15 protein-coding genes are annotated in these 15,886 nt (G+C 31.6%); 11 read left to right on the plus strand and 4 right to left on the minus strand.

Annotation, left to right across the window (positions count from 1 at the left end):
* Window positions 1-481, minus strand: a 481-nt coding sequence (locus ACTTAY_RS01465; protein ID WP_440672108.1) for a cytochrome b, incomplete at its 3' end; no start/stop codon positions are given.
* On the opposite strand from ACTTAY_RS01465, the gene ACTTAY_RS01470 reads away from it, so the two are divergent.
* From ACTTAY_RS01470 to ACTTAY_RS01480, 3 genes are all read left to right on the plus strand, one after another.
* Window positions 476-943 carry a c-type cytochrome gene (locus ACTTAY_RS01470; protein ID WP_440672109.1) on the plus strand — a complete coding sequence of 156 codons (468 nt, stop codon included), beginning with the start codon at window positions 476-478 and terminating at the stop codon, window positions 941-943. The genes ACTTAY_RS01465 and ACTTAY_RS01470 overlap by 6 nt on opposite strands.
* A gap of 77 nt (window positions 944-1,020) precedes the next feature.
* On the plus strand, window positions 1,021-3,450 hold the full coding sequence (locus tag ACTTAY_RS01475) for an FAD-dependent oxidoreductase (protein WP_440672110.1): 2,430 nt from the start codon (window positions 1,021-1,023) through the stop codon (window positions 3,448-3,450).
* Between the two features lie 8 nt (window positions 3,451-3,458).
* On the plus strand, window positions 3,459-3,980 hold the full coding sequence (locus ACTTAY_RS01480) for a hypothetical protein (RefSeq protein ID WP_440672111.1): 522 nt from the start codon (window positions 3,459-3,461) through the stop codon (window positions 3,978-3,980).
* Between the two features lie 283 nt (window positions 3,981-4,263).
* Here ACTTAY_RS01480 and ACTTAY_RS01485 read toward each other — a convergent pair whose 3' ends face one another.
* The 3 genes from ACTTAY_RS01485 to ACTTAY_RS01495 are packed head-to-tail and all read right to left on the minus strand — an operon-like array spanning window position 4,264 to window position 7,517.
* Window positions 4,264-5,121, minus strand: coding sequence for an NAD(P)-dependent oxidoreductase (locus ACTTAY_RS01485; RefSeq protein ID WP_440614163.1), 858 nt, complete (start codon window positions 5,119-5,121; stop codon window positions 4,264-4,266).
* Between the two features lie 13 nt (window positions 5,122-5,134).
* Window positions 5,135-5,998, minus strand: a complete 864-nt coding sequence (locus tag ACTTAY_RS01490; RefSeq protein WP_440672112.1) for a DMT family transporter — start codon at window positions 5,996-5,998, stop codon at window positions 5,135-5,137.
* A 13-nt stretch (window positions 5,999-6,011) separates the two neighbouring features.
* Complete coding sequence (locus tag ACTTAY_RS01495; RefSeq protein ID WP_440634421.1) at window positions 6,012-7,517, minus strand: UxaA family hydrolase; 1,506 nt, start codon at window positions 7,515-7,517, stop codon at window positions 6,012-6,014.
* Between the two features lie 47 nt (window positions 7,518-7,564).
* Between ACTTAY_RS01495 and ACTTAY_RS01500 the strand changes: the two genes are divergently transcribed.
* From ACTTAY_RS01500 to ACTTAY_RS01535, 8 genes are all read left to right on the plus strand, one after another.
* On the plus strand, window positions 7,565-9,349 hold the full coding sequence (locus ACTTAY_RS01500) for an IlvD/Edd family dehydratase (protein WP_440672113.1): 1,785 nt from the start codon (window positions 7,565-7,567) through the stop codon (window positions 9,347-9,349).
* The gene (locus tag ACTTAY_RS01505) at window positions 9,350-10,318 is read left to right on the plus strand and encodes a 2-hydroxyacid dehydrogenase (RefSeq protein WP_440672114.1); all 969 of its coding nucleotides are present in this window, start codon (window positions 9,350-9,352) and stop codon (window positions 10,316-10,318) included.
* A gap of 124 nt (window positions 10,319-10,442) precedes the next feature.
* Window positions 10,443-11,459: a TRAP transporter substrate-binding protein DctP gene (gene dctP / locus ACTTAY_RS01510; protein ID WP_440634424.1), complete on the plus strand. Its 1,017-nt coding sequence runs from the start codon at window positions 10,443-10,445 to the stop codon at window positions 11,457-11,459.
* A 59-nt stretch (window positions 11,460-11,518) separates the two neighbouring features.
* Window positions 11,519-12,088: a TRAP transporter small permease subunit gene (locus ACTTAY_RS01515; protein ID WP_262590473.1), complete on the plus strand. Its 570-nt coding sequence runs from the start codon at window positions 11,519-11,521 to the stop codon at window positions 12,086-12,088.
* Window position 12,089: 1 nt separating this feature from the next.
* Window positions 12,090-13,412 carry a TRAP transporter large permease gene (locus tag ACTTAY_RS01520; protein WP_075506115.1) on the plus strand — a complete coding sequence of 441 codons (1,323 nt, stop codon included), beginning with the start codon at window positions 12,090-12,092 and terminating at the stop codon, window positions 13,410-13,412.
* The gene (locus tag ACTTAY_RS01525; protein ID WP_440672115.1) at window positions 13,409-14,278 is read left to right on the plus strand and encodes an NAD(P)-dependent oxidoreductase; all 870 of its coding nucleotides are present in this window, start codon (window positions 13,409-13,411) and stop codon (window positions 14,276-14,278) included. Before ACTTAY_RS01520 ends, ACTTAY_RS01525 begins: the two co-directional genes overlap by 4 nt.
* Window positions 14,275-15,018: an SDR family oxidoreductase gene (locus tag ACTTAY_RS01530; RefSeq protein WP_262590475.1), complete on the plus strand. Its 744-nt coding sequence runs from the start codon at window positions 14,275-14,277 to the stop codon at window positions 15,016-15,018. Before ACTTAY_RS01525 ends, ACTTAY_RS01530 begins: the two co-directional genes overlap by 4 nt.
* 21 nt (window positions 15,019-15,039) lie before the next feature.
* Complete coding sequence (locus ACTTAY_RS01535; RefSeq protein WP_075505861.1) at window positions 15,040-15,882, plus strand: fumarylacetoacetate hydrolase family protein; 843 nt, start codon at window positions 15,040-15,042, stop codon at window positions 15,880-15,882.
* Window positions 15,883-15,886 lie beyond the last annotated feature (4 nt).

Consider the following 15,886-nt stretch of genomic DNA (forward strand, 5'->3'; position numbering starts at 1 on the left):
TTATTACAGCACTTATATGTAAGGCAACTAAACCAATAAGCACATAGTTTGATATTATATGAATGTTATAAAATTTATCAGCAAGCTCAAAATTGTCTTTTATTTTTATTTCTTTTAAAAAAATCATCAGAGGCTCACCATTGAAGAGTTTCTTTAATATTCCTGATATGGTTATTGATAAGACTGCGATGTATAACAATAAATGATTGAGTTTAGCAATAAACCTTTGTCCAATAAAAGTAGCAGGTCCTAACTTTGGAACAGGGTTAATTAAATTATTAAGTAACCTAAAAATTATAACGTAAAATATCCAAAGCCCAATTGTCACATGTATATTTTCAATAGTTATTCTTTCCTCTCCAAAATCTAAATCTACTAAATAAAAGCCAAGAGGAATTTGTATCAAAAGTAAAATTGCACTTAACCAGTGCATTAATTTTGAAATTAGTCCATATTCTGTTAAGGTGTTCTTAACATGCATAACTTATTAAACCATACCAAGAAGATCTTTGGTACAATAATATTATCTTCAATTATGGTGTTTTCTGGCTCATTAGCTAATGCAGAGTTGTCAGTAGAAGATATTATAAAAAGTAGAAAAGCACTATTTAGTAAGAATTATAGCACCGCTAAGAGGGTTCAGTCTTTTTCCTCAAATGGAGATTTTGATAAAGCGATAGAACTAATGAAAGAAATGAATGAAAATTACATTACTTTGTTAGATCTATTTCCAGAAAATTCTAAAGAAGGATTTAAAACAGAAGCACTTCCTATAATTTGGGAGGAAAAAGATGCTTTCAACGCATTAATGCAAAAATCTGCTGATGATATGATTAAACTCACTTCTATTATAGAAGATGCAGATGATATTAGAGGAACTCTTAGAAAATTAATGTGGGCAAATTGTAAGGCCTGTCATTCCAAATATAGAAAACCTCATTAATAAATTCATATACCCATTTTGGTTAATTAAAATTAATTTTGTTTAATTAATTTGAAATCTTAGTAGTTTCTTTTTTTATGGATAAAATTCAATCTCACGCAAAGCTTGTAATTGTTGGCGGTGGAATAATGGGAGTTAGTTTACTCTACCATCTTACAAAAGAAGGGTGGAGTGACGTCGTATTAATTGAAAAAAGCGAACTTACTTCTGGATCAACTTGGCATGCTGCAGGTCAATGTCCTCATATGTTAACAAGTTTAAATCTTGCAAAAATACATCTCCATTCAACTAACCTTTATAAGTCACTAGAAAAAGAAACTGAGCAACCAACAGGATTTCACGAGACAGGAAGTTTAAGGTTAGCATATACCAAAGAAGATCTTGAGTGGTTTGATTATACTAAAGGAATTTTAGATATAGCTGGTTCTCCATGCTCAATTATATCAACAGAGGAAATTCATCAATATCATCCCTTTATTAAGTTAGATGGAATTAAAGGTGCTTTTTTAACTCCAGAAGATGGCTACACAGATCCAACTAGCACAACAAATGCAATGGCTAAAGGAGCAAGAAATGGTGGAGCCAAAATTTATAGAAAAAATAGAGTAACTGATATTGAACAATTGCCTTCAGGAGAGTGGAAAGTAATTACTGAAAAGGGTGATATTGTTTGTGAGCATGTTGTTAATGCTGCAGGAAGTTTTTGTCCAGAAGTAGCACAGATGGTTGGTTTAAAAAATGTTCCAAGTATAAATATGATCCATCAATACTTAGTCACAGAAGCACATCCTGAAATAGAAAAATTAAGCAAAGAATTACCAGTTGTAAGAGATCCAGACTCTTCTTCTTATCTAAGACAAGAGGGTAAAGGACTTTTAATTGGTCCTTATGAAAAAGATGTAGCAGCTTGGGCTTTAGATGGAATGGATTGGAAATTTGATATGGAGTTGTTAGATCCAGATCTTGATAGAATTGCAGAACACTTAGAAAAAGGAATGGATCGTATTCCACAGTTTAAAGATGTAGGTATTAAAAGAATTATATGTGGTCCTATTACACATACTCCTGATGATAATTTTTTAGCTGGTCCTGCACCTGGACTAAAAAACTTTTGGATGTTTTGTGCAGCAAGTATTGGAATTGCTCACGGAGGGGGAGCTGGGAAATATATGGCTCAGTGGATTGTACATGGTGACTCAGAAATAAATATGATGGAATTTGAACCAAGAAGATACATGAGCTGGGTTGATAAAAATTATTCAGTTGAAAAATCAAAAGAGCAATATCGAAGAATGTATGTAACTCCAATGCCTAATGATGTTGTAGAGGTTGGAAGACCAATGAAAACAACGCCAATTTACCAAAAGTTGAGAGAAAAAGGTGCTGAGTATTTTGATTTATATGGATGGGAAAAACCAGCTTGGTTTAATAAAGATAATATTAAAGAAGAATTAAGTTACAAAAGAAATAATTTATTTCCCATAATTCAAAAAGAATGTCTACATGTTCACATCAATGTAGGCTTGATAGATCTATCAACTTTTTCAAAATATGAAATTACTGGAGAAGATAGTTATAACTTTTTAGAAAGACTTTGTGTTAATAGAGTTCCAAAAAAAGATGGAAGTATTGTTTTAACTCATCTTTTAAATGATATTGGAAGAATTCAAACTGAAATAACTTTAACTAAATTAAAAGATAACCATTATTACGCATTATCAGGTGCAGTATCAGAAATTAGAGATTTGGATTGGCTAAATCAGAATAAAAAAGAAAACGAAAAAGTTGAAATTAAAAATATAACTTTAGACAAAGGTGTAATTGGTATTATAGGACCAAAATCAAGAATGGTTTTACAAAAATTAACAGATACAGATTTAGGAAATGAAAATTTCCCTTGGTTAAAAAGTAAGGAAATAAGTTTAGGTAACATTACTGTAACAGCCTTAAGAGTAAACTATATGGGTGAACTAGGTTGGGAACTGCATCATGACTTTAATGACATGGAAAAACTATATGAGTTATTAAGTGAAGCTGGTAAGGAATTTGATATTATAGATTTTGGAGCTCATGCAATGAATTCTATGAGGATTGAGAAGGGATACAGAGGTTGGGGGTCAGAATTAACTCCAGAAATTAGCGTAGTTGAAGCAGGCTTGGAAAGGTTTTTTAATATTGAAAAAAAATCTGAATTTAAAGGATCCAAAATTGTATCGAATTTAATAAAAAATGGTCCAAAAATTAAATTAGTTTATATGGAAGTTGATGCTGTAGATGCGGATGCTCGTGGAAATGAACCAATTTACTCTGATAGTAATATAGTTGGTCTTACAACATCAGGTGCTTATGGGTATAGAGTAAACAAAAGTTTAGCTTTTGGATATGTTGAAACTAAATTTGCAAAAGTTGGAAATGAGTTTTTGATTAAAATCCAAGGAAAAGATGTTAAATCAAAAGTTATTGATGAACCTGCTTTTGACTCAAATAACGATAGGCTAAAGTCTTAAAATAAACAATGCTTCCAGTATCAGTAACAGATCATATAGAGGAATACGTTTCTCAAGAGATATATGTTCAAGTTGCAATAATTAAAGGTAAAGAAAAAATTTCTACAGATTTAGCAATAAAAAAATATTTTATTAGCAATCATTTTAAAGAATTAAGTTTAGGAAAACCTTACGATCATTTTATTGATGGTTTGAAAGACAAATGTTTAGGGAAATTAAAAAAATCACCCATGAGAAATACAGAAACTGATGATGAAACAATTATAATGTTACAAAAAAAATTAAATGAATTAAGTGAAGTGGAATTAGAGGATACTTACTGGGAAATAGAAACTGGAGAATTTTTTTCAGGTGAACAAATTAAAGAGTTAGAAAAAGATCGAGATAAATTAATTACAAAATTAAACTCAAAAGATGAAAACGAAGTTGTAAAAACAATTTTTAACTTTTGTGAAATTTATGAAAAGATGTGTGAAAAAAAATATCCAGAAGCACCACTTCCGCTAGAAATACTAAAGTCTAAAAATTAATTTTTAAAGGGTTCGCTCTTTAGTTGATACCTAAAGAGCTCCCTTTTTATCGCCTCTTTGGCATTAAATCCAAACGGATTTTATTATTTTAAGTTTTTTTATATCTAAAGATCTTCAGCTAAGTATCAGGTGGTAGCAATTTTAACATAAACCTCCTTCATATAAAAAGGTAATTAAATCAAAATTATTTTCAATAAATTTATTTGCATTTAATGCAAATATATAACTTGAATACAACCTACTGCTTTAGTAGATTCTCGATATCTTATTTAACTTCCTTCAATTATTTTTTATTAATTAATTCACTAATAAAATTTTCTCCATAACCATCATCAACAGCTTTTTGAAAATAATTTTTATTTAGTTCAGCAACTTTTTCAGCTTCAGGAAAATCTTTTAAAAGATCCTGAATGTAAGTTAAATCTTTAACAGAGTTACTTGCGGTAAATTTAAATCCTGTGTAATCACCTTTGAGTAAGTTATCAAAAACTCTGTTCAGAGCAGCAGAGTTTCCAGATCCTAGCTTTGCAACATCAAATACTTTTTTTAGATCTAATCCTAATCCAGTAGCACATTTTGCTAAATGATTTACTAATGCTCCATTTCCTAAAGACAAAAAGTTATTTAAAAGTTTTGATTTTGCACCCATACCTACTGGACCAAAATGAAAATAATCCTTACAAAATATATTAAAATAAGGCTCTGCTATTTTAAAATTCTCATCTGATGCCCCAACAATACCACCTAAAACACCTTCTTCTGCTTGGACAGGTCCTCCCATTACTGGACATTCAACGTAGTTGATATTATTTGATTTAAAAATTGCCTCAGTTTCAATAGATCCTGTTTTATTGTGAGTAGTAATATCAATTACAATTGTTTTATTGCTTAAGATATTTGATAATTTTTCTGAAATAGATTTCGCAATGGGTGTATTGGTAACACACATAAACAAAGCATCTAAATTTTTAGATGCAAAATCTTCAAAAGATTTAACTTCTTTAGCTCCCTCACTTACTATCTTTTCAATAGGCTTACGATTTTTGTTAGCAATTACAAAAAGATTATTTTTGTGCTTAATGATGTTTTTAGCAATTCCATAACCCATATAACCAACACCAATAAAACCAATATTTTTCATCAAACCTCCAATTTTAAGTTTTTTTACCTTCAGTTCTTATAAATAATAAACCAAATATTATTACACCCACAACACCCACAATCTTATTTATATCAAATGGTACACCAAAAATGAAAAAATTAAAAATTGTAGACCAAACTAATTGAGAATATTGAAAATTAGTTACAAAAGATAAATTTGATAATTGAATTGCATAAATAATTAAAGAGTGGCTTACAAAGCCTGCAAAACCAAGTAGCGCTAAGTATAACCAAAAAATATTATTACTTAATGGTTCCCATTTAAAAAAAATATAAATACTAAATATTATTGCTCCCAAAATAGAAGTATAAAATATTGCTGCAAATGGATCGTTATCACTTGATACTACTTTTGTAAAAAATTGGTAAAGCGCCCAACATATAGGTGGAACGATTGGAAAAATTAAATCTACACTAAATATTTTCATGCTAGGACTTAAAGAATAAACAATTGAACTAAAACTAAGGAGCATCAAAAGAATTCCTTTAAAAGTCAAAATATCTTTTAAAAAATAAGCAGAAAGTAAAGCAACGATTAATGGGGCTGTAAAGAAAACTACATAAATATCTACTAGGTCAAACTTTTGAAGAGAAAAAAACATAAACGTTGTAGCTGTCACCATTAATGTTGATCTAATTATTTGAACTTTGAAATTTTTTTTTAAGTTTACTTTGGGTTTCAATATTAAAAAAAATATTATCAAGGAAACTAAATGGAAAAAAAACCTTCCCCATATAGCCTGTGGAATAGGCATGACTGTTCCTAGATATTTTGCAGTAGAATCCATACAAACAAACATAAAGAAACCACTTGCAGCTAATATAATTACCTTTAATAAAGATGTTTGATTTTGCACTTTAGGAAATTTTTTACATTACAACGCCTACTTGCCAAGGATTAAACTCCTCGTCACCGTAGCCATTGATTTCACTCTTAGATTTATTTCCTGATGCAGTATTTACTACTAATTCAAATATTTTTTGACCAACTTCTTCAACTTTTTCTTTTCCTTCAGCTATTGTTCCGCAATTAATATCCATATCTTCTGACATTCTTTCAAACATTGCTGAGTTGGTTGATAGTTTTAAACTTGGTACTGGTTTACATCCAAAACAAGATCCTCTTCCAGTTGTAAAACAAATTACATTTGCACCTGATGCAACTTGCCCTGTAACAGATACTGGATCATATCCAGGTGAATCCATAAAATTAAAACCTTTATTTTTAAGAGGTTCAGCATAATTCAATACGTCTTGTAAAATTGAGTTTCCACCTTTAGCAACTGCTCCTAAAGATTTTTCTAAAATAGTTGTAAGACCACCTTTTTTGTTTCCTGGGGCAGGGTTATTATCCATAGAACTATTATTTATCGATGTATAATGCCTCCACCACTCTATTCTTTTTATTAATTTATCTGCAGTTTGTTGTGAATTAGCTCTATTAATTAATAAATGTTCTGCCCCATAAATTTCTGGTGTTTCAGATAATATTGAGCTTCCACCTTTTTTAACTAAAAGATCTGCAGCAACTCCCAATGCAGGATTTGCTGTAATTCCTGAATAACCATCAGATCCTCCACACTGTAAGGCTAAAGTTAAATGACTAACAGGCTGAGATGTTCTTTGAACATTATTTGCTTCAGATAAAAGATTTTTTATTTGAGATAATACTTTATCAACAATTTTTTTAGTTCCACCTTCATCTTGGATTGTTAGAAAATGAATTCGGTTATGTTTCTTTAATGACTCGTCAAATAAACTTACCTGAGCACATTCACAACCTAAACCTATAACAAAAACATGAGAAAAATTAGGGTGATTTTTAAATCCATCTATAGTTCTTTGAAAAATTTGCATTCCTTCACTTTCAGTATTCATCCCACATCCTGTTGAATGAGTAATTGGCACAATTCCATCTATATTTGGATAATCTTTTAAAATTTCTGAATATTTTATTTTTTCAACAATCATTTTAGTAACTGTTGCAGAGCAATTAACGGTACTAACTATTCCAATATAATTTCTTGTAGCTACTTGACCGTTATCTCTTAATATTCCATTAAAGAAAGTATCTGCTTTTTCTTCAATATTATTTGATTTATCAGTTACTTTAAAATCTCTTTTAAACTCTCTAAATTCTAAATTATGAGAGTGAACATGCTCTCCTGGTTTAATATCATTTAAAGCAAATCCAATAATTTGATCATATTTAATAATAGGATCACCTTTTTTAATCTCTTTTAAACATACTTTATGACCAAAAGGGATTGGATCTAAAGTACTTATATCGTGACCTTCAATTTTAGTTTTTTCTGGTATGATAAATTGACTTACGCCAACATTGTCATTGCCATTTAAAACTATTAGATTATTCATTAAAATATTATATAACTATTATCTCTTGCAAACCATTAATAAAATTTATGCCTAAAAAAAGAAAAAAAGTCTTTAGAAGTCAGCAGTGGTTCAATAATCCAAAAAATCCAGATATGACCGCATTATATTTGGAAAGATATTTAAACTATGGTCTTACAAGAAAAGAATTACAATCAGGAAATCCAATTATAGGTATTGCTCAATCGGGCAGTGATCTTTCTCCATGTAACAGACATTTTATGTCTTTGACTAAAAGAATTAAAGATGGGATCAGAAGAGCTGGAGGAATTCCAATGGAATTTCCAACTCATCCTATTCAAGAAACTGGAAAAAGACCAACAGCAATGTTGGATAGAAATTTATCTTATTTATCTTTAGTAGAAGTTTTATATGGTTATCCAATCGATGGAGTTATTTTAACTACAGGGTGTGATAAAACTACTCCTGCAGCCTTGATGGCAGCAGCCACAGTTAATATTCCTGCAATAGTTCTCTCAGGTGGTCCAATGTTAGATGGAGTTTACAAAGGAAAACTTGCTGGATCTGGTTTAGTGGTTTGGGAAGCTAGAAAGATGTTAGCTAAAGGAGAAATTAAATACGAAGAATTTATGGACATGGTTGCATCCTCTGCACCAAGTGCTGGTCATTGTAATACTATGGGAACAGCATCTTCAATGAATTCAGTTGCAGAAGCTTTAGGCATGTCTTTACCGGGAGGAGCTGTAATTCCTGCACCTTACAGAGAAAGAGAGCAGATTTCATATGAAACAGGAAAAAGAATTGTCGGAATGGTTCATGAAGATTTAACACCATCGAAAATCATGACACGTAAAGCATTTGAAAACGCAGTAGTAGTTGCAAGCGCAATAGGTGGATCAAGTAACTGCACAACACATTTAAGTGCAATAGCTAAACACATGGGAATTAAGTTTGATTTATCTGATTGGCAAAAATTAGGACACGATATTCCTTTGCTAGTTAATTGTCAGCCAGCTGGTGAATATTTAATGGAAAGTTTTCACAGAGCAGGAGCGATACCAGCGGTAATGAAAGAATTAATTAAGAATAAAAAAATTCACACCAATATAAAGACTGTAACCGGAAAGACAGTAGGTGAAAATTTGAAAAAGAAAATTGATGTAGATAGTAAAGTAATCAAAACATTTAAAAATGCTCTAACAGAAAAAGCTGGTTTCTTAGTTATGAGAAGTAATTTCTTTTCATCTGCAATAATGAAAACATCGGTAATTAGTAAAGAATTTAGAGATCAATATCTATCAAACCCAAAACACCCTAATGCTTTTGAGTGTAAGGCAATTGTTTTTGAAGGTCCTGAAGATTACCACAAAAGACTTAATGATAAGAAATTAAAAATTGACGAGAACTCAATATTAATTGTTAGAGGATGTGGTCCAGTAGGTTACCCAGGTTCTGCAGAAGTTGTGAACATGCAACCACCTGACAGGTTGTTAAAAAAAGGTATTAGACATCTACCTACTTTAGGAGATGGAAGACAAAGCGGAACATCTGAAAGTCCTTCAATACTTCATGTGTCACCAGAGTCTGCAGTTGGAGGAGATTTAGGAATAGTTAAAACAGGTGACAAAATTAAAATTGATTTAAATAAAAGAAGAGTTGATTTACTAATTTCTCAACCTGAATTTAAGAAGCGAAGAAAAAATAGAAAGAAATTTAAAGCAAATAATCAAACACCTTGGCAGGAAATATTCAGAAATACAGTAGGTCAATTAGATGATGGTGCTTGTATTAATTCTAGAGGAAAATATTTGGATGTATCTCATACAAAAGGTTTACCTAGAGACTCACATTAAATGAAACCAAAGATATTAGTTTCTAGAAAAATTTCAGATTTAGCAGAAGAAAAATTAAGTAAAGAATTTGATGTAACATTAAATCCAAAAGACGAGCCAATTCAAGAAAGTGAATTAATTAAGATAATAAATGACTATGATGGGATGATTTCTACAGGATTTGATAAAATTGGAGAAAATTTTTTTAATAATCTGAATGGTAAATTAAAAATCATCGCTCAGGTAGGAGTAGGGTACGATAATATTTCTGTTAACTCTGCTTTAGAAAAAAAAATAAAAGTTACTAATACACCTAACGTATTAAACGAAGCTGTTGCAGAACTGACTATTCTTTTAATATTAGCTGCCTCAAGAAGAATTGGTGAAGCTTATAATTTAGTTAGAACTGATAATTGGAAAAATCAAAAACCTGACTTAACTAAATTTATGATTGGTAACTCAGTTACTGGCAAAACTTTAGGTATTATTGGTATGGGACGAATAGGAAGAATGGCTGCTAAAAGTGCAAAAGCATTTGGAATGAAGATAATTTATTATAATAGAAATAAGTTGTCTGCAGATTTAGAAGATGGTGCAAAATATTATTCAGATTTAAATTCGATGTTACCAAACTGTGATTTTGTAAGCATACACACGCCAGCTACTGCTGAAACAAAATACATTCTTAATAAAGATACAATTAGCTTACTACCAAAACATGCAGTTGTCATAAACACATCAAGAGGATCAACAATTGATGACGATGCATTAATTGATGCACTAGAAAATAAAAAAATTTATGCAGCTGGTTTAGATGTTTTCAACAATGAACCAAATTTAGATAACAGATATTTAAAACTAGATAACTGTTTTGTTCTTCCTCATGTAGGTAGTGCGACACATGAAACACGTCTTGCAATGAGTATGATGGCAGTTGATAATATTTACTGTTTTTTCAATAAAAAACCCTTGATTTCAGAAGTAGTTTAGAACAATTCTATTCTCTGTGTTTATAAAATATATATAATTTCTATATATAATAACTAAACTGATTTAATTGAAATAGAAAATCATTTATGATTAACTTTCAAAAAACATAAACGAGAGGAAGATAATGTTTAAATTAATATCTAAAACTTTAGCAGCAGTGGCTATGGTTTCAGTTGCTTTATTTGGCTCTGCAAATGCAAAGACTTTAAAGATTGAAACTCACTTTACTGCTAGCTCACCAAATGGTGAAGTTGCGGCTCAGTTCGCAAAAAATGTAGAAAAGTTTTCTGGTGGAAGCTTGAAAATTGAAATGTTCTACTCATCTTCAGTAACAGGTAAATCTGCTGAGGTATTTAACTCTGCACAAACTGGAATTATCGATTGTGATATGACTGGTGCTGGTTACCAAACTGGTAAAAATGCAGCGTTCCAATTCGCAGGTGATGTAATGGGTGGATACGATAACCCATACCAACAATATGAATTCTTGAACTACCCAGGTGCTCAAGAAGCTGTTGATGCATTATACAACAAATATGGAATGACTTTAATTGGTTGGTGGATACCAGGACACGAGTCTTTAATATCTAGCAGACCAATTCCAGATGTTGCTTCATTGAAAGACTTTAAATTTAGATCACCTCCAGGAATGGAAAGTATGATCTTTACAACTTTAGGTGCGAAGCCAATCGTTATGGACTTTGGTGAAGTTCCTACAGCTTTACAAACTGGTCTAATCGATGGTGCTGACTATTCATCTTTAGCAACTAACTATGCTGGTGGACACTATGAGCAAAACAAATATGCTACATACCCAGGTTTCCACTCTATGCCAGCTGACCACTTAGCTTGTAACACAAAAGTATGGAACAAGTTAAAGCCACATGAGCAAGGTGCTATGAAAGCAGGAATAGAAATAGCTGGAAGAACTATTACTAGCTTAGTTGAGAGAAAAAACGCTGAAGCTGTTAAAGCTTTAAATGAAATGGGCGTTACTCTTCATGACTGGTCTAGAGAAGATAGACTTAAATTCAGAACAGCTGCACTTGCTGCTTGGGAAGAATGGAAGACTAAATCTCCAGAAGCTGCGGCTTTAATAGAAATACACAAAGCTTACATGAAAGCTAATGGTATTATGTAATAAATAAATTTTGAAGGGCCTGAAAAGGCCCTTCGAATAAAATCTAAAATTTTTACTCAATGATAGATAAAGAGTTACAAGAACAAAACGAAAAAGTAGCGAGTAAAGATGATTTTCCAATAAATTGGATTGATAGAGTTTCCTTATTTTTAAGTCACACAATAAAATATTTAATTCCTGTAATTGTAATTGTGATGATGTATGAAATTTTTATGCGATATGTATTATTTAAGCCAACCTTGTGGGCAAATGAGTTATGTTTGTGGCTTGCTGGTGTTTGTTATTTAGTTGGTGGAATTTATGCCACAAGGTTAAGAAGTCATATTAGAATAGTTTTACTTTATGACTGGGTTGGAAGACCAACTCAAAGAATTTTTGACCTAATTAGTACGATTATTATTGTACTTTTTGCTACAGCAGTAATTTATGGTGGATGGGAAGATGCGCACAGATCTTTCACTACCTGGGAGAGATTTGCAACTTATTGGGATCCTCCAATTCCGGCTACAATGAAACCACTTACACTTTTATGTGTATTTCTTATAGCAGTTCAATCTGTAAATAACCTAATCATTGATTGGAGAAATCCAAAAGAGAAACAATACGACCCTTCTAAAGAATTAAAGTAAGATGGAATTTGAAATAGGAACACTTTCGATAATATTAATAGTTGGATTATTAGCACTAATATCTATTGGTGTTCCGATGGGATTTGCATCAGGTTTCATGGGTGCAGTACTAGTATTTTTATACATAGGTGAGCATGCATTAGGAATATTGCTTTCGAGGTATTACTCACTGGTTGTTACTTATTCTTTTTTATCAGTACCTTTGTTTATCTTTATGGCCTCCTTGCTCGAACGCTCGAATATTGCACGAGATCTTTATGATGCTTTAAACGCGTGGTTAAGAAAAACTAGAGGTGGAGTAGGTGTAGTTACTGCAATCATGGCAACTATCATGGCTGCAATGAGTGGAATTATTGGAGGAGAAATAGTTTTATTAGGATTAATTGCATTACCTCAAATGTTAAGACTTAAATATGATCAAGACATGTCTATTGGTATTATTTGTGCATCTGGATCTTTAGGAACAATGATACCTCCATCAATTGTTTTAATTATTTATGGATTAACAACAGAGACTTCTATTACGATGTTATTCCAAGAAGCAATTGTTCCAGGTTTAATGATTTCAGGTTTAATTATTACATACATTCTTATTAGAACAAGGTTACAACCTCATTTAGCTCCATTGAGTGATGAGCCGGCTTTAACTTTAAAAGAAAAAATGTCTTACTTACCAGGTCTGCTTCCACCAATTGGAATTGTAATTATTGTATTAGGTTCAATTTATTCTGGAATGACTGGTATTACCGAAGCAGCAGGAATGGGTGTTGTTGCTACTTTAATTATTATTTTTGCTAGAAAAGAACTGACATGGTTTTTATTTAAGGATGCATTAACAAGAACTTTCAAAGCATCTGGAACAATTTTAACTATTACTTTTGGTGCAACGGTTTTAGCAGGAGCTTATTCTCTTGCCGGTGGACCGAAATATGTAGCAGAAACAATTTTAGCGTATGATTTGAAACCAATGTATTTAATTTTCATGATGCAGATTATGTTCTTAATCATGGGAGCATTTATGGACTGGGTTGGAATTGTATTATTAGCAATGCCAGTATTTTTACCAATTGTAATTGCACTTGGTTTTGATCCTATTTGGTTTGGAATATTATTCTGTGTAAATATGCAGGTTTCATTTTTAAGTCCACCTTTTGGGCCCGCCGCTTTCTATTTAAAATCGGTTGCTCCTCCACACATATCTTTAACAGATATCTTTAGAGGTTTTGCTCCATTTATAGTAATTCAGTTAATTGTATTAGCATGTGTTATGTTCTTCCCTGAAGCAATGACACAAAATTTCCACGAGTTTAAACCAAAACCATGATAACAATTGGATTTATTGGAACAGGCCTAATGGGCCTTCCAATGGCTAAAAATATATTAAAATCTGGATTTAAATTAAAAGCCTTTAATAGATCAATAGAAAAAGCAGAACCACTAAAAGAGTTTGGTGCAGAAATTTCAAAAACTATAGGTGATGTAGTTAAAGACAGCGATTTTATTATTACTATGTTAACTGATGATAGTGCTGTAGATGCAATAACTTCTAGTTCAGATTTTCTAGATAACTTAAAATCAGGCTCAACAGTTATTGATATGAGTTCTGTAAAACCTACTACAGCAACAAAACATGGAAATAATTTAAAATCGAAAAACGTAAATTATTTGGATGCACCAGTTTCTGGGGGAACAATTGGAGCAGAGGAAGCTTCACTAGCTATCATGGTTGGGGGTGAACAAAGTGTTTTTGATAATTCTGAAAAAATTTTAAAAGCAATGGGAAACCCAACATTGGTTGGACCTATTGGAAGTGGACAAGTATCAAAACTAGCAAATCAAATTGTTGTTGGAGTTACAATAGGAGCTGTTGCAGAAGCCATAACATTATGTGAAAAGGCTGGAGCAGATCCAAATAAATTAATCAAAGCTCTTTCAGGTGGATGGGCAGATAGTAAAATACTTCAAACACATGGAAAAAGAATGATTGATAAAGATTTTAGCCCTAAGGGTAAGACTTATACTCATTTGAAAGATATGAATAACATTTTAGAATGTGCAAATTCTTATAATACTCATTTACCTATTTCAAATTTAGTCAAAGAAATGTATAAGACCTTAGTTGATAATGGTCATGGCAACACTGATCACAGTTCACTTTATAACGAGATTGAAAGGATAAATAAAAAATGAGTGGAAGACTTAATGGCAAACAAATTGTTGTAACAGCAGCAGGACAAGGAATTGGAAAAGCAACAGCAATTGCATTTCATAAAGAAGGAGCTCATGTAACGGCTACAGATTTAAACGATAAAACTTTAGCAGAATTAAATAAAGAATATCCAGATATTAAAGTTACCAAATTAGACTCAACTGATAACAACGCTATCTTAGAATTTACTAAAACTCTTGATAAAGTAGATGTATTATTTAATGCAGTTGGATTTGTTCACCATGGAACAATTCTTGAATGTGATGAAAAAGATTGGGATTTCTCATCAAATGTGAATGTGAAATCAATGTATTTTATGTGTAAGGCGATATTACCATTGATGGTAAAACAAAATGGTGGAAGTATAATTAATGTGTCTTCATGTGCTTCAAGCTTAAAAGGTTTTCCAAACAGATTTGTCTATGGAACAACAAAGGGTGCTGTCATAGGTTTAACTAAAGCAATTGCTGCTGACTTTGTAAAACAAAATATTAGATGTAATTCAATTGCTCCTGGAACAGTTTTCTCACCATCTTGGCAAGACAGAGTAAACCAGAGCCCAGATCCAGTTCAGGCAAAAAAAGATTTTATTGCAAGACAACCAATGGGAAGATTAGGAACTGCAGAAGAGATTGCTGCAGTTGCAGTTTATTTAGCAAGTGATGATGCAACATTTACAACAGGAACTACAATTTCTGTTGATGGTGGAATTTCAATATAATTTAATAACAAAAGGACAATTATGAAATTATTAAGAGTAGGTCAAAAAGGACAAGAAAAGCCAGCAGCTTTAGACAAAGATGGTAAAATTAGAGATATAAGTTCACATATTTCAGATTTAAATCCTGATCATTTAAATTTTGAAACTATTTCAAAATTACAAAGTGCTGACTTAGCAAGTCTTCCAGAGATATCTTCAAGTGAAAGAATTGGTTCATGTATTACAAAGCCAGGAAAATTTATTGCAATAGGTTTAAATTTTTCAGATCACGCTGCTGAAACAGGAGCAGAAGTTCCGTCTGAGCCAATTACTTTTATGAAAGCAACAAGTTGTATCAATGGTCCTAACGATGATATCGAAATTGTGTCTGGTTCAAAAAAATTAGACTGGGAAGTAGAATTAGGAATTGTAATTGGAAAACATACAAAACATATTTCAGAAGCTCAATCACAAGATCACATCTTAGGATATTGTTTAGTAAATGATATTAGTGAAAGAGAATGGCAAATAGAAAAAATGGGTCAATGGGTTAAAGGAAAATCTCATGACACGTATGGACCAATTGGACCTTACTTGGTAACCAAAGATGAAATTGCTGACATTAATAATTTAAAAATGAGTTTAGATGTTAATGGTCAAAGAATGCAGACTGGAAATACTAATACTATGATCTTTAATGTAAACGTTATTGTATCTTATTTAAGTAAATTTATGTCATTACAGCCAGGTGATATAATTACAACTGGTACACCTCCAGGAGTTGGTATGGGAATGAAACCACAACAATTCTTGAAAGCTGGTGATACAATGAGATTATCAATTGAAAATTTAGGAGAGCAAAACTCTAAAGTAGTTGCTTTATAATCTT

The organism is Candidatus Pelagibacter sp. HIMB1715 (assembly GCF_052047595.1).
In the GTDB taxonomy this organism is placed as follows: Bacteria; Pseudomonadota; Alphaproteobacteria; order Pelagibacterales; family Pelagibacteraceae; genus Pelagibacter.